The 26,285-nt window shown below is 68.4% G+C and carries 28 protein-coding genes (1 of these 28 running past the window's edge); 21 read left to right on the top strand and 7 right to left on the bottom strand.

Annotation, left to right across the window (positions count from 1 at the left end; all coding sequences use genetic code 11):
- Positions 1 to 1,180: 1,180 nt before the first annotated feature.
- From GLA29479_RS21780 to GLA29479_RS21765, 4 genes are all read left to right on the top strand, one after another.
- On the top strand, positions 1,181 to 1,501 hold the full coding sequence (locus tag GLA29479_RS21780; protein ID WP_031373708.1) for a YbaB/EbfC family nucleoid-associated protein: 321 nt from the start codon (positions 1,181 to 1,183) through the stop codon (positions 1,499 to 1,501).
- Between the two features lie 22 nt (positions 1,502 to 1,523).
- Positions 1,524 to 1,757 (top strand): hypothetical protein, encoded by a 234-nt coding sequence (locus GLA29479_RS21775; protein WP_057972834.1) that lies wholly within the window; start codon positions 1,524 to 1,526, stop codon positions 1,755 to 1,757.
- A 61-nt stretch (positions 1,758 to 1,818) separates the two neighbouring features.
- A complete protein-coding gene (gene recR, locus GLA29479_RS21770) occupies positions 1,819 to 2,418 on the top strand; it encodes a recombination mediator RecR (RefSeq protein WP_057918622.1) in 600 nt (199 codons plus the stop codon).
- Positions 2,419 to 2,556: 138 nt separating this feature from the next.
- Entirely contained in the window at positions 2,557 to 2,910 is a 354-nt protein-coding gene (locus tag GLA29479_RS21765; RefSeq protein ID WP_057918621.1) for a histidine triad nucleotide-binding protein, read from the top strand.
- 194 nt (positions 2,911 to 3,104) lie between these two features.
- Here GLA29479_RS21765 and GLA29479_RS21760 read toward each other — a convergent pair whose 3' ends face one another.
- The 4 genes from GLA29479_RS21760 to GLA29479_RS21745 form a co-directional block, all read right to left on the bottom strand.
- On the bottom strand, positions 3,105 to 3,590 hold the full coding sequence (locus GLA29479_RS21760; protein WP_057918620.1) for a Slp family lipoprotein: 486 nt from the start codon (positions 3,588 to 3,590) through the stop codon (positions 3,105 to 3,107).
- Positions 3,587 to 5,590 carry a transglutaminase TgpA family protein gene (locus tag GLA29479_RS21755; protein ID WP_057972833.1) on the bottom strand — a complete coding sequence of 668 codons (2,004 nt, stop codon included), beginning with the start codon at positions 5,588 to 5,590 and terminating at the stop codon, positions 3,587 to 3,589. The genes GLA29479_RS21760 and GLA29479_RS21755 overlap by 4 nt, the downstream gene beginning before the upstream one ends.
- A complete protein-coding gene (locus GLA29479_RS21750) occupies positions 5,583 to 6,515 on the bottom strand; it encodes a DUF58 domain-containing protein (protein ID WP_057920131.1) in 933 nt (310 codons plus the stop codon). Before GLA29479_RS21750 ends, GLA29479_RS21755 begins: the two co-directional genes overlap by 8 nt.
- 92 nt (positions 6,516 to 6,607) lie before the next feature.
- Positions 6,608 to 7,582, bottom strand: a complete 975-nt coding sequence (locus tag GLA29479_RS21745; protein WP_057918618.1) for an AAA family ATPase — start codon at positions 7,580 to 7,582, stop codon at positions 6,608 to 6,610.
- 313 nt (positions 7,583 to 7,895) lie between these two features.
- Between GLA29479_RS21745 and GLA29479_RS21740 the strand changes: the two genes are divergently transcribed.
- Complete coding sequence (locus GLA29479_RS21740) at positions 7,896 to 9,746, top strand: ArnT family glycosyltransferase (RefSeq protein ID WP_057972832.1); 1,851 nt, start codon at positions 7,896 to 7,898, stop codon at positions 9,744 to 9,746.
- A gap of 62 nt (positions 9,747 to 9,808) precedes the next feature.
- Here GLA29479_RS21740 and GLA29479_RS21735 read toward each other — a convergent pair whose 3' ends face one another.
- Together GLA29479_RS21735 and GLA29479_RS21730 are read right to left on the bottom strand one after the other, a co-directional pair.
- Complete coding sequence (locus tag GLA29479_RS21735) at positions 9,809 to 10,387, bottom strand: Maf family protein (protein WP_057972831.1); 579 nt, start codon at positions 10,385 to 10,387, stop codon at positions 9,809 to 9,811.
- 82 nt (positions 10,388 to 10,469) lie between these two features.
- Complete coding sequence (locus GLA29479_RS21730) at positions 10,470 to 10,832, bottom strand: hypothetical protein (protein WP_057918615.1); 363 nt, start codon at positions 10,830 to 10,832, stop codon at positions 10,470 to 10,472.
- Positions 10,833 to 10,958: 126 nt separating this feature from the next.
- Between GLA29479_RS21730 and GLA29479_RS21725 the strand changes: the two genes are divergently transcribed.
- The 14 genes from GLA29479_RS21725 (at position 10,959) to GLA29479_RS24035 (ending at position 22,760) form a co-directional block, all read left to right on the top strand.
- Positions 10,959 to 11,480 (top strand): YceD family protein, encoded by a 522-nt coding sequence (locus tag GLA29479_RS21725; RefSeq protein ID WP_031373697.1) that lies wholly within the window; start codon positions 10,959 to 10,961, stop codon positions 11,478 to 11,480.
- A gap of 131 nt (positions 11,481 to 11,611) precedes the next feature.
- Positions 11,612 to 11,806 carry a 50S ribosomal protein L32 gene (rpmF, locus tag GLA29479_RS21720; protein WP_031373696.1) on the top strand — a complete coding sequence of 65 codons (195 nt, stop codon included), beginning with the start codon at positions 11,612 to 11,614 and terminating at the stop codon, positions 11,804 to 11,806.
- Positions 11,807 to 11,837: 31 nt separating this feature from the next.
- Positions 11,838 to 11,993 carry a hypothetical protein gene (locus GLA29479_RS25485; protein ID WP_169795719.1) on the top strand — a complete coding sequence of 52 codons (156 nt, stop codon included), beginning with the start codon at positions 11,838 to 11,840 and terminating at the stop codon, positions 11,991 to 11,993.
- 66 nt (positions 11,994 to 12,059) lie between these two features.
- On the top strand, positions 12,060 to 13,040 hold the full coding sequence (locus tag GLA29479_RS21715; protein ID WP_031373695.1) for a beta-ketoacyl-ACP synthase III: 981 nt from the start codon (positions 12,060 to 12,062) through the stop codon (positions 13,038 to 13,040).
- Positions 13,041 to 14,008: 968 nt separating this feature from the next.
- Positions 14,009 to 14,950: an ACP S-malonyltransferase gene (fabD, locus tag GLA29479_RS21710; RefSeq protein ID WP_057972829.1), complete on the top strand. Its 942-nt coding sequence runs from the start codon at positions 14,009 to 14,011 to the stop codon at positions 14,948 to 14,950.
- Positions 14,951 to 15,144: 194 nt separating this feature from the next.
- On the top strand, positions 15,145 to 15,891 hold the full coding sequence (fabG, locus tag GLA29479_RS21705) for a 3-oxoacyl-ACP reductase FabG (RefSeq protein ID WP_057918613.1): 747 nt from the start codon (positions 15,145 to 15,147) through the stop codon (positions 15,889 to 15,891).
- 128 nt (positions 15,892 to 16,019) lie between these two features.
- Positions 16,020 to 16,259, top strand: a complete 240-nt coding sequence (acpP, locus tag GLA29479_RS21700; protein WP_031373652.1) for an acyl carrier protein — start codon at positions 16,020 to 16,022, stop codon at positions 16,257 to 16,259.
- Between the two features lie 157 nt (positions 16,260 to 16,416).
- Positions 16,417 to 17,667, top strand: coding sequence for a beta-ketoacyl-ACP synthase II (gene fabF, locus GLA29479_RS21695; protein ID WP_057972828.1), 1,251 nt, complete (start codon positions 16,417 to 16,419; stop codon positions 17,665 to 17,667).
- 132 nt (positions 17,668 to 17,799) lie between these two features.
- Positions 17,800 to 18,645, top strand: coding sequence for an aminodeoxychorismate lyase (gene pabC / locus GLA29479_RS21690; RefSeq protein WP_082638901.1), 846 nt, complete (start codon positions 17,800 to 17,802; stop codon positions 18,643 to 18,645).
- 67 nt (positions 18,646 to 18,712) lie between these two features.
- On the top strand, positions 18,713 to 19,858 hold the full coding sequence (gene mltG / locus GLA29479_RS21685; RefSeq protein WP_248842776.1) for an endolytic transglycosylase MltG: 1,146 nt from the start codon (positions 18,713 to 18,715) through the stop codon (positions 19,856 to 19,858).
- Positions 19,855 to 20,511 (top strand): dTMP kinase, encoded by a 657-nt coding sequence (gene tmk, locus GLA29479_RS21680; RefSeq protein ID WP_057972827.1) that lies wholly within the window; start codon positions 19,855 to 19,857, stop codon positions 20,509 to 20,511. Before mltG ends, tmk begins: the two co-directional genes overlap by 4 nt.
- Entirely contained in the window at positions 20,508 to 21,485 is a 978-nt protein-coding gene (locus tag GLA29479_RS21675) for a DNA polymerase III subunit delta' (protein ID WP_057972826.1), read from the top strand. The genes tmk and GLA29479_RS21675 overlap by 4 nt, the downstream gene beginning before the upstream one ends.
- Entirely contained in the window at positions 21,482 to 21,841 is a 360-nt protein-coding gene (locus GLA29479_RS21670; protein ID WP_057918609.1) for a PilZ domain-containing protein, read from the top strand. Before GLA29479_RS21675 ends, GLA29479_RS21670 begins: the two co-directional genes overlap by 4 nt.
- A 715-nt stretch (positions 21,842 to 22,556) precedes the next feature.
- Positions 22,557 to 22,760: a hypothetical protein gene (locus GLA29479_RS24035; RefSeq protein WP_082638900.1), complete on the top strand. Its 204-nt coding sequence runs from the start codon at positions 22,557 to 22,559 to the stop codon at positions 22,758 to 22,760.
- On the opposite strand, the gene GLA29479_RS21665 is transcribed toward GLA29479_RS24035, so the two are convergent.
- The gene (locus GLA29479_RS21665; RefSeq protein ID WP_057918608.1) at positions 22,749 to 24,818 is read right to left on the bottom strand and encodes a 3-hydroxyacyl-CoA dehydrogenase NAD-binding domain-containing protein; all 2,070 of its coding nucleotides are present in this window, start codon (positions 24,816 to 24,818) and stop codon (positions 22,749 to 22,751) included. The genes GLA29479_RS24035 and GLA29479_RS21665 overlap by 12 nt on opposite strands.
- Positions 24,819 to 25,036: 218 nt before the next feature.
- Between GLA29479_RS21665 and rpoE the strand changes: the two genes are divergently transcribed.
- Together rpoE and GLA29479_RS21655 are read left to right on the top strand one after the other, a co-directional pair.
- A complete protein-coding gene (gene rpoE / locus GLA29479_RS21660) occupies positions 25,037 to 25,639 on the top strand; it encodes an RNA polymerase sigma factor RpoE (RefSeq protein WP_057918607.1) in 603 nt (200 codons plus the stop codon).
- Positions 25,639 to 26,285: the 5' portion of a sigma-E factor negative regulatory protein gene (locus GLA29479_RS21655; protein ID WP_057972825.1), read on the top strand. It continues 16 nt past the right edge of the window; only the first 647 of its 663 coding nucleotides appear in the window; it begins with the start codon at positions 25,639 to 25,641; the stop codon falls past the right edge of the window. Before rpoE ends, GLA29479_RS21655 begins: the two co-directional genes overlap by 1 nt.

Here is a 26,285-nt window from a genome sequence, read left to right as displayed (position 1 = left end):
CGCCGTCGTCGGGCGCCGCAGCGAGCCGGCGCGCAGCGCCAGCGCTAATGCCGCGGCCCAGGCTGCCGCGGCGATGCGCGAGATGGGCGGTGGGCGGCAAGCGGCGCCGAGTGCCGAGGCGAGCAAGCCCTTGGCCTCGGAAGCGCCGGTGCAGGAGAGCAAGCCGCGTCCGAATCCGCAGCCGGAGCCCGTTGCGGCACCGGTTGCGAAGGCGGAACCCATGCCGATCGCCGCGGCGGCGTCCGAACCGGCGCCGCGCGCGCAACCGGTCGCGGCCGCCAAGCCGCAGGCCGAAGCCGAGCCCCGGCCTCCGCTGACCTGGCCAGACGAAGAGCTTTCGCCCAAGCCGAACCACCAACGGGTGTCGGAGCCGACCGAAGCGCCGGCCCGTGCGACGGCACCCGTCGTCGAACGCGCAGCCGCACCCGAGCGCATCGAGCTTCGCCCGGAAGCCCCGGTCGCAATGCCGACCCCGGCCGCGGCCGAACCGATGCGCGAAACGGCGCCGCCGACTGTGTCGGTCGATCCGGGCCCGAGCCTGTTCGGCAGCCCCGGCCCGGACAGCGAAGCTTCGGTCGTCGCGCCGCGGGTGGAGACCGTCTCCGCGCCCGCAGCGCCGGCGCGCCCGTCCGAGCCGATCACGATGCCGGCCCGCGCCGCCTCGGCTTCGGCGGGCGGCATCGCCGACGACGACGCCTGGCATGCGCTGGTCGACGCCAGCGGCCTGCGCGGCCCGGCCCGCATCCTCGCGGAGCACGCCAGTTTCGTGGCCTACGGCGACGGCGTGCTGACTTTGTCCTTGCCGGCCGACGACGATCACCTGCGCGCGCCGGCCTTGATCAAGATGGTCGCCGACGCCTTGGCGAGCCGCCTGGGCGCCGCAGATCCGCTTCGAGGCGGCCAGCGCGGCCGGCGAATCGCTGCATGCGCGCAACCTGCGCGCGCGCGACGAGCGCCAGGCCTCGGCCGAGGAGCGTTTCATGAACGATCCCGACGTGCGCCGTCTGATCGACGTGCACGGCGCCAAGGTGGTGCCGGATTCGATCCGTCCCTACGACGAGGCCTGACCGCAACCCTTGCGCCGCGCCGTTCGCGGCCCAACTAAACCAACGATGACATCAGGCCGCGCCAGACTGCGGCCTCGACACACCGATCACTTTCACGACACGAGGCAGGACCCATGCGCGGCAACATCGCCCAACTCATGCAACAGGCGCAGAAGATGCAGGAAAACGTGCAGCGCGCCCAGGAAGAATTGGCCAAGATCGAAGTCACCGGCAGCGCCGGCGGCGGCATGGTCAGCGTGACCCTCACCGGCCGCATGGACTGCCGCAAGGTGCGCATCGACCCGAGCGTGCTGGCCGACCAGGAAATGGTCGAAGACCTGATCGCCGCGGCGTTCAACGATGCGGTCAACAAGATCAACAGCGAATCGCAGGCGAAGATGTCGGCCGCGACCGCCGGCATGCCGATGCCCCCGGGCATGAAGCTGCCGTTCTGATCGCCGCCGCGGACGCTCATCGATGAACCTGCATATCGGCATCACCACCGCGCTGGTCGCGGCTGCGTTGCTTGGGCTGGATCTGTACGCGACCTGGACGGTCTGGCGCGAGCCCGACCTGACCGGCCTGCAGAAAGGTCTGCAGTCGGCGCTGGTGTGGATGATCCCGCTGCTCGGCGCGATCCTGTGCCTGAACGTCGTGCGCGCGATGAACCGCGAACCGATGGCGCGCAGCAGTTTCCCGACCTCCGATTGATCCGGCGAGCCGAAGCGACCGCGATGACGACCGTCCGTTCCGTTCCGATGCCGGCGCAGGCATGAGCAGCCGCCTGCTCGAACAGCTGATCGACGCCTTCCGGGTGCTGCCCGGCGTCGGTCAGAAGTCGGCCCAGCGCATGGCCTACCACGTGCTCGAACGCGAGCGCAGCGGCGGCCAGCGTTTGTCGGATGCGCTCGCCGAGGCGATCGAGAAGATCGGCCATTGCGCGCGTTGCCGCGATTTCAGCGAGACCGAAGTCTGCGCGACCTGCGCCAGCGGTTCGCGCGATGCGCATCTGCTGTGCGCGGTGGAATCGCCGGCCGACCGCCTGGCGATCGAACAAGCCACCGGTTATCGCGGCCTGTATTTCATCCTGCAAGGGCGCCTGAGCCCGCTCGACGGCATCGGCCCGCGCGAGCTCGGCCTGGACACCTTGGCCACGCGTCTGGCCGAGGGCGAGGTGCAGGAACTCATCATCGCCACCAATCCCACCGTCGAGGGCGAGGCCACCGCGCATTACCTGGCCCAACTCGCCCGCCAGCACCAAGTGCGGCCGAGCCGGCTCGCCCACGGCGTGCCGCTCGGCGGCGAACTCGAATACGTCGACCGCGGCACCCTCTCGCATGCCTTCGGCAGCCGCAGCGAAGTGCCGCAGTAGGGGCGGGAGTCGGGAATAGGGAATAGGGAATCGGTTGAAGCGAAGCCGGGCGACCTGAGCGGTTCGATGGCTACGCAGGCTGATTCGGTTCGGGTGGCGCGGTACGATTCCCGACTCCCCATTCCCGATTCCCGGCCCATGACCGACACCACCATCTTCGGCAAGATCATCCGTCGCGAGATTCCCGCCGACGTCGTCTACGAGGACGACGACCTGATCGCGTTCCGCGACATCGCGCCGCAGGCGCCGGTGCACGTGTTGTTCGTGCCGAAGACGCCGATCGCCACGCTTAACGATCTGCAGGCCGAGCAGGCCGTGGTCGTCGGCCGCCTGGCCCATGCTGCCGCCGCGTTCGCCCAGCGCGAAGGCTTCGCGGAGGACGGCTACCGTTTGGTCATGAACTGCAACGGCGACGGCGGCCAGACCGTGTTCCAGATCCACCTGCACCTGCTCGCAGGCGCCCAGCTCGGCCGCTTCGGCACTCCGCGCTGACCGGCGCCTCATCGCATCGAGAATGCGTCGGCCTTTCCCCCTTTGAAAAGGGGCGGGGGGATTTGCTTCATCGCGCATGGCGCAGCTATCCCATCGCGATCCCAAGTCGCAAAAAACCAAGCCCCAAAACCAACGAAGGCGCCCATGGGCGCCTTCGCTTCGTCAGCGCAATCGCGGAGCGATTGCGCGATGCCTCACCACCAGCCCCACCACGGCCACGGCGCCGGGCGTTCGATCACGTCGACGCGCTCGCGCACCGGCCACAGATAGACGACGTCGGCATCGAGCTGCGGGAAACGGTAGTCGTATTCGCCGATGCGGCGCGACTGGTAACCGGAGATGCGGCCGGTGAAGGTCACTTCGCGGTTGCGCTCGAACAGGGCCGGGTCGTAGAAGCCGGCGCGGCAGGCGAGGAAGCGGCCGCCGGTGTCGTCGGTGGCCCAGTACGGCCGGCCGGAGTCGCCCAGGCGGGTGGAGATCATCTCGAAGCAGGTGCGGTTGGCCTGCGGTTCGACGTTGACGATGCGGCCGCCCCAGCGCACGACGGCGCCGGTGCTGTCCTGGGCCGCGGCGTCGGACGGGGTCAGGGCGGTGAACGCCCCCTGCAACGGTTTGGGCTGCGAGGCGCAGGCGCTGATCAGCGCGACGCCGGCAGCGAGTAAGGCAAGTCGGAGCTTCATCGACGTTCTCCAGTGGGGCCGGGGCGGTGTGCGCGTAGCGCCCGGACCAGTTCATTGCGCAGTTCTCGGGCCTCGCGCCGCCCGGGTTGGCCACCAGCGTACCGCCAATCGCTGAAATGTTGGCTGAGCCGGAGCAGGCTTTCGCCCAAATCGGGGCGGGCCTTCGTCACACGTTCAGCCCAGGCCAGCGCCGGCTCGTGCGCCTCGCGCTCCAATCCGAGGCGGCGGTAACGGCGCGACAGCCGGTGCCAGGCGCGCAGGACCGGGTCGCGCTCGCGCTCGCCGCGGCTGCTGAGCCAGACCATCCACAGCAGGGTGAGGCTGGCGAACAGCACGAACAGGGCGATCAGTTTGCCGCTGTCGAGGCGGTCGACGCCGAACGGCTGCAGCATGCGCTGCTGGCGGCTGGCGTCGAAACCGAGCACGAAATCGTTCCAGCCGCGGCGCAGCCAGTCGCTGAGGTTGAACAACGGCGTCGCCCCGGCGATGCCGCCGAACAGCCCGCCGGCGCCGGGGCGGCGGTCGGCGAGGGTGTCGTAGATGCGTTCCGGCGCGACCGCGGCGGTCGGGTCCACCCGCACCCAGCCGCGCCCCTGCAGCCAGACCTCGGCCCAGGCGTGGGCGTCGGAGCGGCGCACCAGCCAGTAGTTGCCGACCGGGTTGAAATAGCCGCCGGCATAACCGGTGACCACGCGGGCGGGAATGCCGGCAGCGCGCATCAGGACCACGAACGAGGAGCTGAAGTGCTCGCAGAAGCCGGCCTTGTGATCGAACAGGAACTCATCGACCGAGTGCCGGCCGAGCAAGGGCGTGGCCAGGGTGTAGATGAATTCGCGGCGGATCATCGCCAGGGCGCGGTCGACGATGACGGCATCGTTGTCGCCGGCTTCGGCGCGCCAGCGCTGCGCCAGGGCGAGGGTGCGCGGGTTGTAGCCGCTGGGCAGGGACAGGGCGGCGCGGCGCAGGGTTTCGCGCAGCTGCGGCTCGTACGACGCCGGCGGCGCCGATTGCAGGCGCCAGCGGCTCAGCGAGGTCAGCGCACGGTCGGCGTAGATGCCGTGATCGATCGACAGGCGCGTGCCGGGCGGCGCTTCGCGCGGCAGATCGAGCGAGACGAACTGGCGCGTGTCGGTGGGTTCGACTTCGAGTTCGTAGTCCCAGCCGGTGCGCCCTGCGCGCATCGGTGCCGCCGGCAGGCCCTGGAACCAGCGCGGCTGGGTCCATTCGCGGCCGTCGAAGTTCCATAGCACCGGCCCGCGCCAATACATCTGCGAGGTCGGCGGCGCCTTGCCGCGAAAGCGTGCGCGCAGCGTCACGGTCTCGTCGTTCATCAGGTCGACCATCTCGCCCGGGCTCATCCGGTCGGACAGGCCGGGGCGGGCGAGGGCGCGCTCGGGCACGCCCCATAACGGCGAGCTCAGGCGCGGGAACAACCAGAACACCGCCAGCGCCAGCGGCAATCCGATCGCCACCAGGCGGCCGATCGCGAGCAGGCGTTGCCAATGCGTTTGCGCCGGTTCGACGGCGCGCAGCGGGTCCGGGCGCGATTCGATTTCGGCCAGGCGTTGCAGGGTCGACAAGGCGAACATCGCCGCGGCCAGGCCGAGGGTGAGCGACAGCGGTCCCTGGTCGAGCAGGAAGGTCGCGAACGGACCGAACAGAGCGAAGCCGATCAGGCTGCGCGCGTCGCGCAAGGTATGGGTTTCGGATGGTTTCAGCGCGAACATCGCAGCGAGCAGGGCGCAGCCGGTGTCGCGGCCGAGGGCGAAGCCGGTCATGATCAGCACGGTGCCGATCAGCGCCAACAACAGCACCAGGCGCAAGGCGCTCGGCAAGGGGCGGCGCCACGACAGCACGCCGATGCCGACGCCGGCCGCGGCGATCACCGCGGCGATCTGCAGCGGCAATTGCAGCAGCAACGGCAACAGACAACTGGCGCCGGCCAGCAAGGCCCAACGGCGGGTGACCGGCTCCAGCGCCGGAGCGGCGGGCTTAGCCATACGGCATCAGCGCCAGTGCGCGCAGGCAAGCGTGGCGATGCGCCGGCCCGGTGCCGGGGCCAAGCGTGGGTTGGTTCGGCAGGCTCAGGCGATAACGGCAGCCGTCGCGTTCGGCCTCGTCGACCCAGCGCGCCAGGCGCGAGATCCGCGCCTCCTGGCCAAGGCCGGTCAAACGATGCCATTCGAGTTCGACGTCGGCGCCGAGCGGCTGTTCGTATTCGCGCACCAGCAAGGTGTCGCGCCGCGCCGAATGTTTCCATGCGATGGCCCGACGCGCATCGCCGAAACGGTAGGCGCGCAGGTGATGGACGTCGTCGCCGCTCGGGTGGAGTCGCGTCACCGCCTGATCGCCGCCGCCCACCGGCAGCGGCGGGCCATGCGCTTCCGGGGTCGGATAGACCAGCAGCGGCGCTTCCGGCCAGACATGCGCCCAGGCGCGGGCCAGGCCCAGCGGCCGGGTCGTCGATATGCGCAAGCGCGGCAGGTCGAGCCAACCGCGCCGCTCGGTAGCGATGCGCAATTCGGCTTCGCCCGCGCCCTGCTCGAGATCGAGCACGGCTGCATCGATGCCGGCCGCGCCGTGGTCGTCGACGCGCAGGCCGCGGCGCAGCCGGTCGGGAGCGGCGCGCGCATGCACGCGCACGGTCAGGGGCATGCCGGCCGGCACCGGTTCGGCGTCGATCGCGACGATGCTCAAACCCGTCAGTTGCAGCTGCGCCGCGATCAGGCTGGCGAGCCCGGCGCCGCCGAGCAACAGCGCGAGCAGGAAGGCCGGGTTGTTGTTGTAGTTCAGCGCGCCCAGGGTCATGGTCGCGAGCAGGGCGCCGTAGAACAGGCCGAAACCGGTCGGCAGCACGTAGATGCGGCGGCGGTCGAAGCGCGCCGGCAAGGGCTCGGGCCGGCGCGGACGCGTCAGCGACATCATGCGTGCGCGCAGTGCGCCCCAGCGCCGCGCAGCGGGCCGGGCCGGGCCGTCGTCGAGATCGTCCTGCGCTTGCGCCGCCGCCATCGCCGCGTTCAATCCACCGTCACGGCGTAGAGGATGGACTTAGCGATGTCGGGCGCGGCGTCGGCCTCGGCGACCAGGCGGTGCGAGGCGACCGCGGCGAACAACGCCTGCACGTCTTCGGGAACGACGTGGGCGCGGCCGAGCAACAGCGCGTAGGCGCGTGCGGCGCGCAGCAGGGCCAGACCGGCGCGCGGCGACAGGCCGACGCGCACGCCGGGGTGCTTGCGGCTGCGCGCTAGCAGGGCTTGTACGTAGTGGATGAGGCTGTCGCTGACATAGACCGCGTCGACCGCGCGCCGGATCGCCAGCACATCGTCGGTGCTCAACACCGGCTTGGTCTGGGCGATCAGGTTGCGGCGATCGGCGCCGGCGAGCAGGTCGCGTTCGGCGGCTTCGTCGGGATAGCCGAGCTGCAGTCGCAGCAGGAAGCGATCGAGCTGAGAATCCGGCAAGGGATAGGTGCCGGACAGATCGACCGGGTTCTGGGTGGCGATGACGAAGAACGGGTCGGGCAGCGGATGAGTGCGGCCGTCGACGGTGACCTGGTGTTCGGCCATCGCCTCGAGCAATGCGCTCTGGGTGCGCGGCGGCGCGCGGTTGATTTCGTCGGCGAGCAAGACCTGGGTGAACACCGGGCCGGGATGGAACTGGAACTGGCGCGACTGCGGGTCGAACACCGACACGCCGACCACGTCGGCCGGCAACAGGTCGGAGGTGAACTGCACGCGCTGGAATTCCAGGCCGAGGGTCGCGGCCAGTGCATGCGCCAGCGTGGTCTTGCCGAGTCCGGGCAAATCTTCGATCAGCAGGTGGCCGTCGGAGAGCAAGGCGACGAAAGCCAGGCGCACCGCCTGCGCCTTGCCGAGCACCAGGGCATTGACCTGGGCCTGGGCTTGTTCGAGGGCCAGGCGCAGGGCATCGGTTAGGATGGTCGCGTTATGGACAGCCGTCGTGCCTGCTGCTGTGATCTTGCCTGCCGTCATCGTGCGTCTGTCCTGTGTCTGTAGCGTCGTGTCCGCCCTCGACCCTCGCGGTCGCAGGCATCGCACGAGCGCGGATCGCGCCGGAGTGCGGGCGCCGAGCGCGGGTTCGCATCATCGCGTGCGAACCCCGTTTTTGCAGCAGCGGTCTCGAAGGCGTTCGGAGTATCTGGGATCGGCGTCAACAAACCGCGGCGAACAAGCATCGGTTCGCCCGTTGCGGCCTCCAGCCCCTTAGCTGTGCGAGCGTGGCGAATGAACCGGCGACGCCGCAGCGTGTCCAACCCCATCCAGAGTGTAGCGAGGTCGCGTGCCGATGCGGGATAAGGATGAAGCCCAGCCGATACGGCGCCTGTTCTGGGTGTTGTGGGCGGCGGTGCTGTTGCTCAAGCTCGGCGTGGTCGCCCAATTGCCGCTGTTCGTCGACGAAGCGTTCTACTGGCAGGAAGGCCGGCATCCGGCCGCCGCTTATTCCGATCTGCCCGGCCTGACCGCCTGGTTGGCGCGACTCGGCGTCGAACTCGGCGGCGACCATACCTGGGCGCTGCGCGCACCGTTCCTGGCGATGTCGGCGCTGGTGCCGTGGTTGTTGGCGCGGATCACCGCGCGCGAGTTCGGCGAACGCCAGGGCTGGGTGGCCGGTTGTTTCGGCGTATTGCTGCCGCTGTCGGGCAGCCTGGGCTTGCTTGCGCTGCCCGACGCGATGATGGCCCTGGCGACCTTGCTGTGTCTGGACGCCGGCGCGCGTCTGCTGCGCGAGGTCGATGCGCGGGCCGCGGTGGAGCTGGCCGCCGGCCTCGCCCTCGGAGCCTTGAGTCACTACCGTTTCATCGCCGTGATCGCGGTCGGCGGCGTGGTCCTGCTGTGCCTGCCCGAAGGCCGCCGCGCGCTGCGCGACGTGCGCGTGGTGATCGCCGCGGCGATCGGCGCCTCGGCCTGGGCGCCCTTGGTCGCCTGGAACATGGACAACGCCGATGCCGGCCTGCGTTTCCAGTTGGTCGACCGGCATCCCTGGTCGTTTCATGCCGAGGGCCTGTGGTTCGTCGCGATCCAGGCCTTGCTGGTCACTCCGCCGTTGCTGATCGCCTTGACCCTCGCCGGCGCCCGGGGCGCGCGCGCGGCGTCGCCGATCACTCGCTACTTCGCCTTGTTCGGCAGCTTGATCGTGCTCGGTTTCTTCGTCCTGGGTTTCTTCGCCGATACCGAGCGGGTCAGTTTCCACTGGCCGTTGCCGGGCTTCATGGCCTTGTTGCCGTTGCTGCCGGGGGTGCTGGCGGGATGGCCGCGATGGGCGCGCCGACTCACCGCGGCGACCGCGGGCGTGGCGCTGTTGGCGATACTCGCTTACTACCTGGTCGTCTCGGTGCCCGGCCTGCGCGCGCGCAGCGCCGGCGAGAAGTGGTATCCGTCGAACTTCGCCGGTTGGGGCGAACTCGCCGACGCGGTGCGGCAACGCCAGCGCTCGATGCCTCCGGGCACGCGCATCGTCGCCGACAACTTCAAGGTCGGCGCCGAACTCGGTTTCGCGCTCGGCGATCCGCGCATCGCGGTGCTCGACCATCCGATCAACCACAAGCACGGGCGAGCGCCGCAGTTGCGGTTGTGGGGCCTACAAAGCGCCGGACGCGCCGAGTGGGGTGCGACGCCGGTGCTGCTCGTGGTCGGTGCCACCGAGGTCGAATACAAAAACCTGCTGCGTCGTTACCACCAACTGTGCGCGATGGTCGGCCCCTTGCCGCCGCCGCAGATGCTTAACGTCGATCACGGCCGCCAGCGTTTCGCCTTGTTCGCGCTCGACGGCGCCAAGCGCGAAGGCGATTGCACGACGCCGGCGATGGCCTGGGTCGATGCGCCGTTGCCGGGTCGCAAGGTCGGTCGTGAGTTCGACGTCAGCGGCTGGGCGTTCAAGGACGGCGTCGGCCTGGCGCGCGTGGAAATCATGCTCGACGGCCGCGTCGTCGCCCAGGCGAGTTACGGCCGTGAATTGCCCGGCGTGCGCAGCTATTGGGAGGTGTCGAACGATCCGCAGCATCCGCGGGTCGGCTTCGATGCCAAGGTGCGCCTCGACGCCGAACCGCCCGGCCGGCATTGGCTGGGCCTGCGCCTGCACGGGCGCGATGGCAGCGTCGAGGACTGGGCTGAGCAGCCGATCGAAGTGCGCCGCTAGTCGGCGCCGGTCTTTCAGCCGATCCGATGCGCTCGCGAGCGACGGCCGGCGAGCGCCCGGCCTCAGGGCAGTCGATAGCCCGCTTCGCGCAGCAGACGCGCGGTGGCGATCAGCGGCAGCCCGATCAGCGCGGTCGGGTCCTGCGATTCGATCGCTTCGAACAGGGCGATGCCGAGGCCCTCGGACTTGAAGCTGCCGGCGCAGTCGTAGGGCTGCTCGGCGTCGACGTAGCGCGCGATCTCCTGGGCGCTGAGTTCGCGGAAACGCACCGTGGTGATGTCGAGCGCGGTCTTCGGCGCTTCGCCGTGACGCAGCAGGCAAAGCCCGGTCAGGAAGCGCACCTCGCGGCCGGACATCGCGCCGAGTTGGGCGAGGGCGCCGTCGCGGCCGCCGGGCTTGCCGATCGGGCGGCCGTCGAATTCGGCGACCTGGTCCGAGCCGATCACCCAGGCCCCGGGCTGCAGAGCGGCGACGGCCGCGGCCTTGGCGACCGCCAGGCGACCGGCCAGAGCGAGCGGAGCCTCGCCGGGCTGCGGAGTCTCGTCGGTCTCGGGGCGGGCGCTGTCGAAAGGCAGGCCAAGCCGGGCCAGCAGCTCGCGGCGGTAGACGGAGGTAGAGGCCAGGATCAGTCGCGGGGACATCGGAGACCCGAAAAGAAGGAGAAGGGGTGGCGGCGCCGGATCGAGTCGGTCCGGCGGCCGGTGGCAGCGTCGGCCGGCCCGTTCAGGCCAGCGGCGCGCGCGCCTGTTCGATCTGGTTCAGCTGCTGATCGATCCGGCTGCGGGCCTCGTCGATCGAGGCCCGGACCTCGGCCAGCTGGGCGACGCTGGCCTGGCGGCCGTGATCGCGCAGCCACAGGCGCTGGCGCAGCATCTCGCGCATCGCAGCGGCGACCGGGTCGCGGCCCTCGTCGCCGGCGACCGCTTCGATTTCGGCCCGGGCCAGGCGCAGCCTGGCTTCCAGGGCGTCGGCGGCGTCCAGCAGCTCGCGCACCGCGCGCTCGCGGCGGCTCGGGAAATAGCGCAGGCCCAGCGAAACCGCCAAGGCCGCCAGTGCGGCCAGGCTCAGCAGCAGGAGGGTCGTCAAGGTCGGGCTCGGTGCACGGGCGGGGCCGGCAGTCTGCACGCCCGGGCCGGCCGACGGCAAATCCCTGCGCCGGCCTGGGGTTACGGTTTGACAGCGGGGGGCTGCGTCTCTAACATTCCGCGGCTTATGTCAGCCGATGTGCCATCTGGGCGGGTGCCCGAAGTTCTGGATGCCTGGCGCCTGGTGGCGGCACGGCGCGGCGTGGAAGGTCGTTTGCCGTTGTCGGCGCTGACCCGGTTGCAGGGCAGTCTGCTCGATACCGAGGGTGAAGTCCGGTTTTCCCTGGACTTCGACACCGACGAACTGCAGGTGCCTTATGTCGAGCTGAAAATCGACACGCAGTTGCCGCTGTTGTGCCAGCGCACCCTGGAGCGTTTCCTGCTGCCGGTGCAGATGGTCCAACGGCTCGGCCTGATCCGCGAAGAGGCGGACGAAGCCGCGCTGCCGCCGGGCTACGAGCCGCTGCTGATGCCCGAAGACGGCATGTTGCGCGCCTCCGAGCTGGTCGAGGACGAACTGATCCTCGCCGTACCGGTGGTGCCGATCGCGCCCGGCAGCGAGTCGGTCGAGCGCGACTGGCCGGCCCCGCAGGAAGAGCTCGACAGCGCGAACCCGTTTTCCTCGCTGTCGGCGCTGAAGAAGAATTGAGCAAGACCCGGTTTTACCCTTAGCACCACCATTCAGATCCACTCCGACCTGCAGGCGAATCGCAAGCCGCTCCTGCTAATCGGGCTTACGCTATCCACCTCAGGTTTCCACCGCTTTTCCGGAGCAAGACCATGGCTGTTCAGAAGTCCCGCGTTTCCCCGTCCCGCCGCGGCCAGCGCCGCGCCCACGACGCGCTGACCAGCAAGCAGCTGGCCACCGACCCGACCACCGGCGAGACCCACATCCGCCACCACGTCACCGCCGACGGTTACTACCGCGGCAAGAAGGTGATCGAGACCAAGACCCGCATCGCCGACGAAGAATAAGCTTCGTCCGCATGCTGCGCCGCGCGCCTGGATGAAGGCGCGCGCTGCCGCCGGCGACACGCCGGCGGTCATCGCGCTATCGTTCTACCGCCAGCCCGTGCTGGCGGTCCTTGCTTCTGAAGAAGCCATGCTTCCAAAAAGCACGTTAGCTTTCATGAAGCATATTCCGGCGGCCTGCGTTCCATAACGCTATCGCGGCGTTCGGAGCGTCATCGGTCCTCCGGTACGTATACGGCAACGCCGCGGAGTGGTGATGACAGATCGGATTTACGCCCGCATCGCGGGTACCGGCAGCTACCTGCCGGAAAAGGTGCTGACCAATCAGGACCTGGCCAAGCTCGTCGACACCAGCGACGAATGGATCGTCAGTCGCACCGGCATCCGCGAGCGTCATATCGCCGCCGAAGGCGAGACGACCTGCGACCTGGCCTATCACGCTTCCGTGCGCGCGCTCGAAGCCGCCGGCGTGTCGGCGCAGGAGATCGACCTGATCGTGGTCGGCACGACCACGCCGGACCTCATTTTTCCGTCCACCGCCTGCCTGTTGCAACATCGTCTCGGCGCCAACGGCTGCGCGGCGTTCGACGTCAATGCCGCCTGTTCGGGTTTTGTCTACGCGCTGACCATCGCCGACAAGTTCGTGCAGTCGGGCGCGGCCAAGACCGTGCTCGTGGTCGGTTCGGAAACCCTGACCCGCATGCTCGACTGGAACGATCGCGGCACCTGCGTGTTGTTCGGCGACGGCGCCGGCGCGGTGGTGCTCAAGGCCGACAGCGAGACCGGCATCCTCAGCACCCACATGCACGCCGACGGCGGCAAGAAGGAACTGCTGTGGAACCCGGTGGGCGTTTCGGTCGGCTTCAAGCCCGAAGAGCACAACGTCGGCGTCAAAGTGCTGATGACCGGCAATGAAGTGTTCAAGTACGCGGTCAAGGCGCTGGACTCGGTGGTCGAGGAGACCCTCGAAGCCAACGGCCTGGATCGCCACGAGATCGACTGGCTGATCCCGCACCAGGCCAACCTGCGCATCATCGAAGCCACGGCCAAGCGCCTGGACATGCCGATGGACCGCGTGATCGTGACCGTCGACCGTCACGGCAACACCTCCTCGGGTTCGGTGCCGTTGGCGCTGGACGAAGCGGTGCGTTCGGGCAAGGTGCAGCGCGGGCAGTTGCTGCTGCTCGAAGCCTTCGGCGGTGGTTTCACCTGGGGTTCGGCGCTGCTGCGCTACTGAACCATCGGCGGCGCATTCGCGTCCACGAGGCCGGCCACGACGTTGTCGTAGGCCGGCCTTCGTGTTTTCGGGGCGCGGGTTTTCACAGCCGGCCTGTGGGGCGGGGTGAGCCGCGGTCTCTTTCGTGCGGGGGGCGCCGACGCATCATTGTCGCGGTCGCGGCTTGCGCCGCTCCTACCCCGAAGCAGCCTTGCCATTGCCATTGCCATTGCCATTGCCATTGCCATTGCTGTTGCTGTTGCTGTTGCTGTGCGTCGCTAGGCACTCGCGAAGGCAACAGAAGGCCCGGAGGGCGGCCCGCATGGATGCGGGCCGTTTTTCATCGGGACAGGGATGTCCCGTATGAAAAAGCCCTGCGGAAGCATCGCTCGTGCGGGCCTGTGATTCAAAGAAAAGCATTTTTCTTTGGTTACCTTTCTTTTGTTGCTTTAGACAAAAGAAAGTAACCCGCCGCTTTAGTGGCGGAAGCTTTTGGCGTTTGATCTTGCTTGTAAGAAAGGCATAAACAAGTGCAGAGCTTCCGCCCCCTAAAGGGTGCGGGTAACTTTCTTTTGGCCAAAGCCCCAAAAGAAAGTCACCAAAGAAAAAATGCTTTTCCTTGACGAAGCTCCCCTGCGAGCACGCAGCTCGCGCCGGGATTTTCCGATAAGACGTCCCTGTCTTATCGGAAAACGCCGCACGTCCTGTGCGGCGCCCTCCGGGTCTCCAGGCCTTCTCGCGAGGTCGGTACTGCGCCAAGCTCTCACGGCAACGGCAACGGCAACGGCAACGGCAACGGCAACGGCAACGGCGAAAGCCAATGCCAATGCCAATGCGAAAAAAGCAAAACCAGGACGGCACGACCTCGTCAGCCGACTCCTTGCGGATCGCAGCCTCCTGCGACGCGATGTGACGCCGTACCGCCGAGTACAGACGATCCCGGCGGTTCGCCCGTATCATTCCGCATCCTTACCGATCCGGCAGCACGCGTGACCGATCAGCAGCTTTCTTTCGTCTTCCCGGGCCAGGGCTCGCAATCGCTCGGCATGCTCGCCGAGTTGTCGGAACTGCATGCGCAGGTCCGCGAGACCTTCGCCGAGGCCAGCGAGGGTGCCGGCGTCGATCTTTGGGCCCTAAGCCAGGCCGGCCCCGAGGAAATGCTCAACCGCACCGAATACACCCAGCCGGCGCTGTTGGCCGCGGGTGTGGCGGTGTGGCGCGTATGGCAGGCGCAGGGCGGGGCGCAGCCGGCGGTGTTGGCCGGGCACAGCCTCGGCGAGTACAGCGCCCTGGTCGCGGCCGGCGCCTTGTCGCTGCGCGACGGCGCGCATCTGGTCCGTCTGCGCGGGCAGTTCATGCAGGACGCCGCACCCGCCGGTACCGGCGCGATGGCGGCCGTGCTCGGCGCCGAAGACGCTCTGGTCGAAGAGATCTGCGCGGCGGTGTCGGGCGCCCAGGTCGTGGTGCCGGCCAATTACAACTCGCCGGGCCAGATCGTCATCGGCGGTCATGCCGACGCGGTCGACAAGGCGCTCACGCGCTTGGCCGAGGCCGGCGTGCGCAAGGCGGTCAAGCTTGCGGTCAGTGTGCCTTCGCATACGCCGCTGATGCGCGAGGCGGCCAATCGTCTCGCCGAGGCGATGACCGGCATCCAATGGCAGGCGCCGTCGCTGGCGGTGGTGCAGAACGTCGATGCGCAGGTCCACGAAGGCATCGACGCGATCCGCGAGGCGTTGGTGCAGCAGCTGTACCTGCCGGTGCGCTGGACCGGTTGCGTGCAGGCACTGGCCGCGCGCGGCGTGGTCCGCATCGCCGAATGCGGTCCCGGCAAGGTCCTCGCCGGCCTGGTCAAGCGCATCGACAAGTCCATCGACGGCCGCGCGATCGGCACGCCGGCGGATTTCGCGACCGCTTTGGCGGACTGGCGCTGAACCCACGACCGCACCCCGACTGTCACCGATTCGCGCTACTCAACCTCGACCCCAGCCTGTAGGCTTGGCCGCGCAAAATCGCGGTGCGAGCGTGAGCCGGCGGGGTCGCGCAACGAGACGGCCGCGGCGTCGGATGCGTCGCAACCCACCCGCCAGCACCCTACGAGCCAGCGGCAATACGGAGTGAAGCAAGCATGAGCACGTCCCCGCTTTCGGGCGAGATCGCCCTGGTCACCGGCGCCAGCCGTGGCATCGGCGCCGCCATCGCCGACGAACTGGCCGCCCAGGGCGCCACCGTCGTCGGCACCGCGACCAGTGAAGCCGGCGCCCAGGCCATCGCCGCGCGCCTGGCGGCCAGCGGCGGTCACGGCCGCGTCGTCGATGTCGCCGACGCCGCCTCGATCGAGGCCCTGATCGATGGCGTGTCCAAGGAGGTCGGCGCGATCTCGATTCTGGTCAACAACGCCGGCATCACCCGCGACAACCTGCTGATGCGCATGAAGGACGAGGACTGGCAGGCCATCCTCGATACCAACCTCACCAGCGTGTTCCGCACCAGCAAGGCGGTGATGCGCTCGATGATGAAGGCGCGCAAGGGCCGCATCATCAACATCGCCTCGGTGATCGGCGTGACCGGCAACGCCGGCCAGGCCAACTACGCGGCGGCCAAGGCCGGCATCATCGCGTTCAGCAAGTCGATGGCGCGCGAGATCGGCAGCCGCGGCATCACCGTGAACGTGGTCGCCCCCGGTTTCATCGACACCGACATGACCCGCGAGCTGCCCGAAGACGCGAAGAAGGGCATGCTCGAACAGATCGCGCTGGGCCGCTTCGGCGAACCGGCCGACATCGCCCGTGCGGTGGCGTTCCTGGCCGGCCCCGGCGCGGCCTACATCACCGGCGAAACACTGCACGTCAATGGCGGCATGTACATGCCCTGAGCCTTTGGCGTAGGCTGTAAGCGATTGAACCCAAAGGAGTTTCGTCGAAAGGCCGGCGGCCCTCGCGAAACCTCCCGATTCCATTAGACTATTCCATCGAAAAACCCCTCACGGGAGGAGCAGCATCCATGAGCAGCATCGAAGAACGCGTCAAGAAAATCGTGGTCGAACAGCTTGGCGTCAAGGAAGAAGAAGTCACCAACAACGCTTCGTTCGTCGACGATCTCGGCGCTGATTCGCTCGACACCGTCGAGCTGGTGATGGCGCTCGAAGAAGAGTTCGAGTGCGAGATTCCGGACGAAGAAGCCGAGAAGATCACCTCGGTGCAGCAGGCGATCGATTACGTCAAGGCGCACGTCAAGTCGTAAGGCGCCTGAGGCATGCCGCACGTGCCTTGGCGCTTGCGGCATGCGTGCAGTACGCGAATCAGGTGACAACTCGGGGCCGCATTGCGGCCCCGTGCTTTTCAGGCCGGTCGATACGCCGGCGTAGGTCCGAAGACGGATTCCACAGAGGTAGCGTTGCATGTCCAACCGTTCCTTCAACCGCCGTGTGGTCGTCACCGGCCTCGGTCTCGTCTCCCCGCTCGGCAACGACGTCGTCAGCAGTTGGGACGGCATCGTCAACGGCCGCTCGGGCATCGGCCCGATCACTCATTTCGATCCCGCTTTGTTCACCACCCGCATCGCCGGTGAGGTGCGCGACTTCGACATCACCAAATGGGTGGGGCCGAAGGACGCGAAGAAGATGGAAGAATTCATCCATTACGGGGTCGCCGCGTCGTTCATGGCGCTGGAAGACGCCGGTATCGTCGTCGACGACTCCAACGCCGAGCGCATCGGCGCGCTGATCGGCTCGGGCATCGGCGGCCTGCTCGGCATCGAAGAGCAGACCATCAAGTACCACGAGGGCGGCCCGCGCAAGATCTCGCCGTTCTACGTGCCCAGCACCATCATCAACATGCTGCCCGGCCAGGTCTCGCTGCTGACCGGCATCAAGGGCCCGAATTTCTCCGCCGTGTCGGCCTGCGCCACTTCGAACCATTCGATCGGCATGGCGATGCGCATGATCCAGTACGGCGATGCCGACGTGATTCTCGCCGGCGGCGCCGAGCGCGGCTCCTCGCCGACTTCGGTCGGCGGCTTCTGCTCGATGAAGGCGATGTCGACCCGCAATGACGATCCGATCCACGCCTCGCGGCCGTGGGACAAGGACCGCGACGGCTTCGTCCTCGGCGACGGCGCCGGCATCCTGGTGCTCGAGGAATACGAGCGCGCCAAGGCGCGCGGCGCCCGCATCTATTGCGAACTGGCCGGTTTCGGCGCCAGCTCGGATGCCTTCCACATGACCGCACCGAGCGAGAACGGCGAAGGCCCGGCGCGCTGCATGGCTGCGGCGTTCAAGGACGCGGGCATCAACCCCGACCAGGTCGGTTACCTCAACGCCCACGGCACCTCGACGCCGCTCGGCGACTTGGCCGAGACCCTGGCGATCAAGCGCGCGCTCGGCGATCACGCCTACAAGACCATGGTCAGCTCGACCAAGTCGATGACCGGCCACCTGCTCGGCGCGGCCGGCGGTGCCGAGGCGATCTTCTCGGTGCTCGCCCTGCATCACAACATCATCCCGCCGACGATCAATCTCGACGAGCCGGGCGAGGGTTGCGATCTGGACTACGTGCCGAACATCGCCCGCGACGCCAAGGTCGATATCGCCGTGTCGAACGGTTTCGGCTTCGGCGGCACCAACGGCACCCTGGTGTTCAAGCGCATCTGATTGCGGCAACGCCAGCGCAGGCCCGCGACCACTTCGGTGGTCGTGGGCCTTTCGTTTTCGGGGGACTGCGATCCCGGTCGCGCCGTTCCCGCCAGGGCTGCGCCGGACATTCGCCGCGCGTAGGATGCCGGCATGACGACCACTGCATCCGCTGCGCCAGCTAACGATGCCCGGGTGTTCCTCGGCAGGCGACGGGTCGATGCGCTCTCGCCGTACGACCGCGGCCATGCCTACGGCGACGGTTTGTTCGAAACCCTGCGCGCGCATCGCGGCGAACTGCCGTGGTGGGACGCGCATTGGGCGAGGCTGGCGCGTGGCGCGCAGCGTTTGCGGCTGCCGTTGCCCGATCCGGCCCAGGTCCGTTCGGAGGCCTCGCAACTGCTCGAAGGCCTGGACGCGGTGCTCAAGCTGATCCTGACCCGCGGCGAGGGCGGCCGCGGTTATGCCCCGTCGGCGCAGGCCGAGCCGGTCTGGACGATCTCGCGTCATCCGCTGCCGCCCGCGCCGCCGGCCGGCGGTTTGAGCCTGCGCTGGTGCGATCTGCAGCTGTCCGAACAGCCGGCCCTGGCCGGTCTGAAGCACTGCAACCGGCTCGAACATGTGCTGGCGCGCGCCGAATGGGACGATCCGGCGATCGACGAAGGCCTGTTGCGCGATGCCTCCGGCAAGGTGGTCTGCGCCACCGCGGCCAACCTGTTCGTACTGCGGGCCGGCGCCTGGCTGACCCCGCCGGTGGATCGCAGCGGCGTCGCCGGCGTGTGCCGGCAGGCGCTGATGGATCTGGCCGAGGTTCGGGTGCAGCGCCTGAACGCCGACGACGTGCTGGGCGCCGACGCGGTTTTCCTGTGCAACGCCGTGCGCGGTATCCTGCCCGTGGCGCGGCTCGGCGAGCGGCATTGGGCGCCGCATCCGGCTATCGCCGGGTTGCGGCACCGGCTCGGCGCGACGCATCCCGCCTTCGTTCCGTCCCAGGACTGAGCCGCCGCACCCGCGGTCGCGCGGTCGCGGCGGCGCGCGGCGGGTCGGATCGAACAACGGAGGTTTCGTGGCTGAAAAGAAACGCAAGCGCGGCTGCGGTTGCCTGATCGTGATCCTGCTGCTGTTGGCCGCCCTGGCCGCGGCCGGTGTCTGGCTGTGGCAGCGCTACGACGGCTTCGCCGCCTCGCCGATGAGCGGGCTGGAGAAAGGCGAAAGCCTGGTCGTCGAACGCGGCGATTCCTTGCCGGCGGTGGTGCGCAAGCTGCGCCAGGCCGGTGTCGTCGAGGGCCAGCAACTCGAATGGCGCTTGCTGGCCAAGCAGCTCGGCGCGGCCGGGCGCCTGCAGGTCGGCGAATATGCGCTGGAGCCCGGCACCACGCCGCGCGATCTGTTGATCGCGATGCGCGACGGCAAAGTCATCAGCCATCGTTTCACCCTCGTCGAAGGCTGGAACATGCGCGACGTGCGTGCCGCGCTGGCGCGCGCCGCCTTGCTCAAGCAGGAGGCCGCTCAACTCGACGATGCTGCCCTGATGAAGGCGATCGGCCATCCCGGCCAGCATCCGGAAGGCCGCTTCCTGCCCGAAACCTACCTCTACACCGGCGGCGACAGCGATCTCGACGTGCTCAAGCGCGCCTACGAAGCGATGGATCGCGCCGTCGCCGAGGCCTGGAAGGGCCGCGACAAGGACAGCGTGCTGAAGACGCCGGCCGAGTTGCTGATCATGGCCTCGATCGTCGAGAAGGAAACCGGGATCGCCTCGGAGCGGCCGCAGATCGCCGGGCTGTTCGAGCGCCGGCTCAAGCTCGGCATGAAACTGGAGACCGACCCGACCGTGATCTACGGCATCGGCCCGAGCTACGACGGCAACATCCGCAAGCGCGATCTGCTGACCGATACCCCCTACAACACCTATACCCGCGCCGGTCTGCCGCCGACGCCCATCGCGATGCCGGGCGTGGGCGCGCTCAAGGCCAGTGCCAACCCGGCGCCGGGCAACGCCCTGTTCTTCGTCGCCTCCGGCGACGGCAGCGGCGGTAGCCTGTTCGCGGCGACCTACGCCGAGCACCAGGCCAACGTGCGTTTGTACCTGCAGCGTTATCGCCAGCAACGCCGTGGCGACCAGCCCGAGGAAGGCAAGGCCGTGCTCGAGGAAGCGCGCCAGGAAGAGGCCGGGCAAACGACGCCGCCGGCTCCGGGGGGCGCGCGATGAGCCTGGCCACGCAAGCGCGTTTCGTCACCCTCGAGGGCGGCGAGGGCGCGGGCAAGTCGACCGTGCTCGCGGCCCTGCGCGGCGCCTTCGAGGCCGCCGGCATCGAGGCGGTGTACACGCGCGAGCCCGGCGGCACGCCGCTGGCCGAACAAATCCGTGGCCTGATGCTCGATACCCATCACGAACCTGCGGCGCCGGCGACCGAGTTGCTGCTCGCTTTCGCCGCGCGCGCCCAGCACGTCGCCAGCGCGATCCTGCCGGCGCTCGAACGCGGCGCCTGGGTCATCAGCGATCGCTTCACCGATGCCAGTTACGCCTACCAGGGCGCGGGGCGCGGGCTCGACCCGTCATTCATCGCCGAGCTGGAACGACGCGTGGTCGGCATTCGTCCGGCCCTGACCCTGCTGCTCGACGTGCCGGTCGAGATCGGCCTGCAGCGCGTGCGCGGCCGCGGCGCGGCCGACCGCATCGAGAGCGAGCGTAACGATTTCTTCGAGCGCGTACGCCAGGCCTATCGCGAGCGCGCCGCCGCCGAGCCCGAGCGCTTCGCCCTGATCGACGCCAGCCAGCCGGCCGATGCGGTCGCCGCGCAAGCGGTGGAGCGTTTGCGCCGCACCATCGCGGCCGCGCCGGCGTTCGAGGCGGCGCCATGAGCGTCGCCGTTTTCGCCCCGTGGCAGCGCCGCATCTACGATCAGGCCAAGGCCTCGATCCTGGCCGGGCGCCTCGGGCATGGACTGTTGTTTTGCGGCCCGGCCCAGCTCGGCAAGCGCGCCGTCGCCGAACGCCTCGCGCACGGTTTGCTGTGTCGCGAACGCGATGCCGACGGCGAGCCTTGCGGCACCTGCCGCAGTTGCCTGCTGTTGGCGGCCGGCACCCATCCCGACTACCAGTTCGTCAGCTTCATCCCGAACAAGGAAGGCACCCGGCTGCGCACCGAGATCGTCATCGAACAGATCCGCAATCTGTCCGAGCGCCTGGCGCTGACCCCGCAATACGGCGGCGCCCAGATCATCCTTCTGGACCCCGCCGACGCCATCAACACCGCTGCCTGCAACGCCTTGCTGAAGACCTTGGAAGAGCCGGTGCCGGGGCGTTATCTGTGGCTGATCAGCTCGCATCCGGCGCGTCTGCCGGCGACCATCCGCAGCCGCTGCCAGCGCCTGGAGTTCCGCCTGCCGCCGCAGGACGAGTCCCTGGGCTGGTTGAAGGCGCAGGGGCACACCGAGGCCGCCGCACGCGAAGCCTTTGATGCCGCGCGCGGCCACCCCGGCCTGGCCCATGAGTGGCTGACCGGCGACGGACTCAAGCTGCGCCGCGAAGTCGCCGCCGACCTGGCCAAGCTCGGCCGCGGCGAGACCTCGGCGCAGGAAGTCGCGCAACGCTGGGTCGGCGACGAACAAGCGGTGCTGCGTCTGCGACACGCGTCGGACATCGCGCTTGCCGAGGCCGCTAACGGCTTGACCGACCCCGCCCGCGCGCGCAGTCTTGCGGCTTGGTTCGATCGCGCCAACCGCACCCGGGACCTGTTGCGGACTACGGTCCGCGCCGATTTGGCCGTGATCGAATTGTTGATGGCGTGGCGCAGCGACGAAGCCCGTCGCGCCGCAGGAGGAAGCAAGACATGAATGCAACGGCAGGCGCAGCGCGACAGGGCATCCTGTCGTTGACGATCAAGGACAAGGCGGCGCTGTACAGCGCCTACATGCCGTTCCTGAAGTTCGGCGGCATCTTCGTCGCCACGCCCAAGCGTTATTTCCTCGGCGACGAAGTCTTCCTGTTGTTGACCCTGCCCGAATCCAGCGAACGCATGCCGGTCGCCGGCAAAGTGGTCTGGGTGACCCCGACCGGCGCCCAGGGCCATCGCGCCGCGGGCATCGGCATCCAGTTCGCCGAGACCGCGGAGGGCGATGCGGTCAAGGGCAAGATCGAGGCGCTGCTGGCGGGTACGCTCAGTTCGGAGCGGCCGACGCATACCATGTGAGGGACCTCGAGTCTTTGTCCGTGTGCGAGCGACGTCCTACTGGATTTCCTTCGGTCATAAGTCGCGACCGCGGGACGCGCAGAGTCCGCAACGCCTTCGTCGATCGGACGGGGCGTCGCACAGGGTAGGAGCGGCGCAAGCCGCGACCGCGAACTTTCAATCTCGCGCCGGTGGCGGCCACAGCCCGTCAGGATAGGAGCGGTGCAAGCCGCGACTGCGGGACGCGCAGGGTTCGCAACGCATTCGTTATCGATCGTAGTTTGATCTGTCGCGACCGCGCCGCTTCGGTCTCGCGTCACCGCTGACGCAATCAAGATCGAATATTGCGAGAACCTATCCCTTGTAGGAGCGACGTAAGTCGCGACCGCGAACTTTCGATCTCGCGCCGTTGGCGGCCGCAGCCGGTCAGGGTAGGAGCGGCGCAAGCCGCGACATCGCTATGACGGTCTCGGGGCGGATTCCTCGTGGAAGATCAAGATCAAACCCAAAGCTTCCGCCGCTGAAGCGGCGGGTTACTTTCTTTTGTCATAAGCAACAAAAGTCCGTCTGGATTCCCTTCGGTCAAAGGTAACCAAAGAAAAATGCTTTTCTTTGAATCACCAGCCCGCACGAACGATGCCGACGCAGGGATTTTTCATACGGGACATCCCTGTCCCGATGAAAAACGGCGCGCGTCCCTGCGCGCCGCCCTCTGGGTCTTCTTCAGCCTTCGCTAGTGCGAAACTACGCACAGCCACAGCCACAGCCACAGCCACAGCCACAGCAAAATCTTTACGGCAACGGCAACGGCAACGGCAACGGCAACGGCAACGGCAACGGCAACGGCAACGGCAACGGCAACGGCAAGACTCAGAAACGAAGAAGCCGCGCAGTGCGCGGCTTCTTCGTTCGCAGGATTGAGGGGCGCTTACTTGCGTAACAGCGGCGAATCCCAGCCGGGGCGCGGGGCGAAGCGGTCGCCGTAGCGGGCCTGCAACTGCTTGAGGCGTGCGAGCACGGCGTCGGGGCCGTTTTCGCGAACGTACTGGATCGGGCCGCCACGGAACGGGGCGAAGCCGGTGCCGAAGATCACGCCGGCGTCGAGCAGGTCGCCGTCGCTGACCACACCGTCGTGCAGGCAGGCCACGGCTTCGTTGATCAAGGGCAGGATCAGGCGGTCTTCGAGATCGTTCGGGGCCTTGTAGTCCTTCGACAGCTCCGGCTTCTGGGCACGGCCGTTCTCCCACTTGTACAGGCCCTGGCCGTCCTTCTTGCCGCGCTTGCCCGGCTCGACGTTGCTCAGGGCCGAGGGCACGGTCAGGCCGAGGAAGGGCGCGAGTTCGGCGCCTACACCGGCGGCGACGTCCAGGCCGACGGTGTCGATCAATTCGATCGGGCCCATCGGCATGCCGAACTTGACCGCGGCCTTGTCGATCGCCGGGCCCGGGATGCCTTCGGCGAAGGCGGTGCCGGCTTCGAGCATGTACGGGAACAGCACCCGGTTGACCAGGAAGCCCGGCGTGCCGGCGACCGGCACCGGCAACTTGTCGATGGCCTTGCAGAACGCCGCCAGGCGCTGCTCGGTTTCCGGCGCCATGCGGTCGTGGCGGATGATTTCCACCAGCGGCATCAAGGCGACCGGGTTGAAGTAATGCAGGCCGCCGAACTGGGCCGGGCGGCGGATGTGTTCGCGCAGTTCGTCGAGCGGGATCGACGAGGTGTTGGTGGTCAGCAGCGCATCGGATTTCATGCGCGGCTCGACCTGGTCGTACAACTCGCGCTTGGCTTCGGGCTTCTCGATGATCGCCTCGATCACCAGGTCGGCAAGATCGGCGCCTTCGCCGCCCAGATCGCCTTTGAGGCGTGCGGCCACGGCCGGGCGCTTGGCCTCGTCCTTGACCTTCTTGGCGAACAGTTCCTGTGCGCGTTCGAGCGCGCCGTCGATGAAGCGCTGTTCGCGATCGGACAGCGTGACCTCGAAGCCCTTGTAGGCCGACCACGCCGCGATGTCGCCGCCCATCACGCCGGCGCCGACCACGTGCACGTGCTTGATGCCGTGCTCCTTGCCGCCCTGGCCCTTGAGCCGTTCCTGCAGGAAGAACACCCGGATCAGGTTGCGTGCGGTCGGGGTGGACGACAGCTTGACCACCGACTTGCGTTCGGCGGCGAGCTTGGCCTGTACGCCGCCGCCGGTCCGCTCCCAGGTGGAGATCAGGGCGTAGGGTGCGGGGTAGTGGTCCTTGCGCGCTTTGCGGGCGACCTGCTTGACCAGCATCGGCGCGAGGATCTTGCGCGCCGGCCAGGTGTTACTGGCCCAGCCCATGAAGCGCTGCTTGAACGGACGTTCGGCGCCGCGCAGGGCGATGCCGGCGGCAGTGTCGACCAGTACCGCGGGCTCGGCGATCTTGTCGACCAGGCCGATTGCGCGCGCGGCCGAGGCCGACAGGGTGCGTCCGGTCAGCATCATGTCGAACGCGGCCGGCGCGCCGACCAGCGGCGGCAGGCGCACGCTGCCGCCCCAGCCCGGGTAGATGCCGAGCTTCACTTCCGGCAGGCCGATCCGGGTCGAGGCATCGCTGCTGGCGACGCGGTAACGGCAGGCCAGGGCGATCTCGGTGCCGCCGCCCATGCAGAAGCCATGGATGGCCGCGACCGTGGGGCAGGGCAGTTCGGCCAGGCGCTGGAACACCTGTTGGCCGCGACGGATGGCGTCGCCGACCGTGCCTTTCTCGTCGAAGCTCTGGAATTCCTTGATGTCGGCGCCGGCGACGAAGCCGCTGCTCTTGGCCGAGCGCAGCACCAGGCCCTTGGGCGGGTCCAGGGCGAGGCGCTCCAGCAGGCCGTCGAGTTCGATCAGCACTTCCTGGGCGAAGGTGTTGACCGGCGATCCTTCGCGGTCGAACGAGAGCACCAGTACGCCGTCCTCGCGCAATTCGGTGTGCCAATGGCGGGCGCGGAGCCCGTCAAAAGCGGGGAGGCCGTCGAGGGCTGCAGTCATGCCGCACCATCCGTTCAGGTATGGGAAGCCGCTATCATCCCGATCTTGTTTCACTGCCGTCAAATCGCCCGTGTCGACAGGCCCCGGGGCCGTCATGTGACACTTGGCGGTTGCGGGCGACCGCCGGCGGCCCCATTAATGCCGCGATTGAACTTTTCCCCCGACAGGGTTGTCCCATTGTTCGGCTATTGCCGAGCTGACAGGAGTGCCGGCGCGGCATGGCCGAGAATGAGTTGGACCAGGAGCTGGTCAGGCGTGTCCAGCGTGGCGACAGCGCGGCGTTCGATGCCTTGGTGCGCAAGTACCAGCATCGGATCACCGCGTTGATCGGGCGCTACATCCCCGACTGGAGCGAATGCCAGGACGTGGCCCAGGAAACCTTCATCCGCGCTTACCGCGCGATGGCGAATTTCCGCGGCGACGCCCAGTTCTATACGTGGTTGCATCGGATCGCCGTGAACACCGCCAAAAACTATCTGGTTGCGCAGAACCGCAGGCCGCCCACCGACGATATCGACGCCGGCGACGCCGAGCAGTTCGATACCGGCATCCGCCTGCGCGACACCGATACCCCGGAGCACGAGCTGCTGCGCCAGGAGATCGAGCGCACGGTGATGCGGGTGGTGGATTCGTTGCCGGAAGAATTGCGGGCCGCCATCACCTTGCGCGAGGTGGACGGCCTGAGCTATGACGAAATCGCGCAGAAGATGGCTTGCCCGATCGGCACCGTGCGTTCGCGGATCTTCCGCGCCCGCGAGGCCATCGACATCGAACTTCGGCCTTTGCTGGACAATCAAGACACCCGGGAGCGCGCCCACTGATGACGTCTACTACCCTCCATGGCGATGATCGCGAGAATCTGAGCGCGCTGTTCGACGGCGAGCTCGATGGCGACGCCGCGCGCTTCGCGCTGAAGCGGCTCGGTCACGATGTGCAATGGCGCGACACCTGCGGGCGCTGGCAGCTGTGCGGCGACGTGCTGCGCGGCAAGGTCAGCGGCGCGGCCGGGCACGATTTCGCCGGGCGCGTGGCCGCGGCCATCGCGGCCGAGGCGGCGATGCTGCGTTCCCAGGAAGCTTCCCTGACGGCTCAGGCCGACGCCGGCATCACCCCGCGTCGGGCCGGCGGCTCGCGCCGCGGCTGGATCGGCGGCGCCCTGGCGGCGTCGGTCGCGGTGGCGGCCCTGTTCGTGGCGCGTCCGTTCTCCGGCGATCCGGCCCGTACGGCTACCGACCCGGCCCAGGTCGCGGCGCAGAGCGCTCCGGCCGCTCAGGTACCGGCACCGATACCTGTCCCGGCACCGGTCGAGCAGGCGTCGGCGGCATTGGCTGCGGTGCCGGCGCAGTCCGATCCCACCCAGCCCGAGCCGGCACTGACCTCCGGCGACGCTTCGGCGCTGGCCGGCGCGGTCGCGGTCGCGGAAATCCCGCGCCGCCTGGCCGAACGCCGTTCGCGCGGCCAGAGCCA

Source organism: Lysobacter antibioticus (assembly GCF_001442535.1).
GTDB lineage: Bacteria > Pseudomonadota > Gammaproteobacteria > Xanthomonadales > Xanthomonadaceae > Lysobacter > Lysobacter antibioticus.
Note: the sequence above shows the minus strand (reverse complement) of the source record. Positions and strands in the feature narration are given on the sequence as shown.

Coding starts and splice junctions, on each gene's coding strand:
- GLA29479_RS21735 (WP_057972831.1), bottom strand. CDS start 10,387: ATGTCCCCGCGACTGATCCTGGCCTCTACCTCCGTCTACCGCCGCGAG.
- recR (WP_057918622.1), top strand. CDS start 1,819: ATGAGCAGCCGCCTGCTCGAACAGCTGATCGACGCCTTCCGGGTGCTG.
- GLA29479_RS21715 (WP_031373695.1), top strand. CDS start 12,060: ATGACAGATCGGATTTACGCCCGCATCGCGGGTACCGGCAGCTACCTG.
- GLA29479_RS21665 (WP_057918608.1), bottom strand. CDS start 24,818: ATGACTGCAGCCCTCGACGGCCTCCCCGCTTTTGACGGGCTCCGCGCC.
- tmk (WP_057972827.1), top strand. CDS start 19,855: ATGAGCCTGGCCACGCAAGCGCGTTTCGTCACCCTCGAGGGCGGCGAG.
- fabF (WP_057972828.1), top strand. CDS start 16,417: ATGTCCAACCGTTCCTTCAACCGCCGTGTGGTCGTCACCGGCCTCGGT.
- GLA29479_RS21750 (WP_057920131.1), bottom strand. CDS start 6,515: ATGATGTCGCTGACGCGTCCGCGCCGGCCCGAGCCCTTGCCGGCGCGC.
- GLA29479_RS21670 (WP_057918609.1), top strand. CDS start 21,482: ATGAATGCAACGGCAGGCGCAGCGCGACAGGGCATCCTGTCGTTGACG.
- fabG (WP_057918613.1), top strand. CDS start 15,145: ATGAGCACGTCCCCGCTTTCGGGCGAGATCGCCCTGGTCACCGGCGCC.
- rpoE (WP_057918607.1), top strand. CDS start 25,037: ATGGCCGAGAATGAGTTGGACCAGGAGCTGGTCAGGCGTGTCCAGCGT.
- GLA29479_RS21675 (WP_057972826.1), top strand. CDS start 20,508: ATGAGCGTCGCCGTTTTCGCCCCGTGGCAGCGCCGCATCTACGATCAG.
- GLA29479_RS21775 (WP_057972834.1), top strand. CDS start 1,524: ATGAACCTGCATATCGGCATCACCACCGCGCTGGTCGCGGCTGCGTTG.
- acpP (WP_031373652.1), top strand. CDS start 16,020: ATGAGCAGCATCGAAGAACGCGTCAAGAAAATCGTGGTCGAACAGCTT.
- GLA29479_RS21725 (WP_031373697.1), top strand. CDS start 10,959: ATGTCAGCCGATGTGCCATCTGGGCGGGTGCCCGAAGTTCTGGATGCC.
- rpmF (WP_031373696.1), top strand. CDS start 11,612: ATGGCTGTTCAGAAGTCCCGCGTTTCCCCGTCCCGCCGCGGCCAGCGC.
- GLA29479_RS21745 (WP_057918618.1), bottom strand. CDS start 7,582: ATGACGGCAGGCAAGATCACAGCAGCAGGCACGACGGCTGTCCATAAC.
- GLA29479_RS21780 (WP_031373708.1), top strand. CDS start 1,181: ATGCGCGGCAACATCGCCCAACTCATGCAACAGGCGCAGAAGATGCAG.
- GLA29479_RS21760 (WP_057918620.1), bottom strand. CDS start 3,590: ATGAAGCTCCGACTTGCCTTACTCGCTGCCGGCGTCGCGCTGATCAGC.
- GLA29479_RS21740 (WP_057972832.1), top strand. CDS start 7,896: ATGCGGGATAAGGATGAAGCCCAGCCGATACGGCGCCTGTTCTGGGTG.
- GLA29479_RS25485 (WP_169795719.1), top strand. CDS start 11,838: ATGAAGGCGCGCGCTGCCGCCGGCGACACGCCGGCGGTCATCGCGCTA.
- pabC (WP_082638901.1), top strand. CDS start 17,800: ATGACGACCACTGCATCCGCTGCGCCAGCTAACGATGCCCGGGTGTTC.
- GLA29479_RS21765 (WP_057918621.1), top strand. CDS start 2,557: ATGACCGACACCACCATCTTCGGCAAGATCATCCGTCGCGAGATTCCC.
- GLA29479_RS21755 (WP_057972833.1), bottom strand. CDS start 5,590: ATGGCTAAGCCCGCCGCTCCGGCGCTGGAGCCGGTCACCCGCCGTTGG.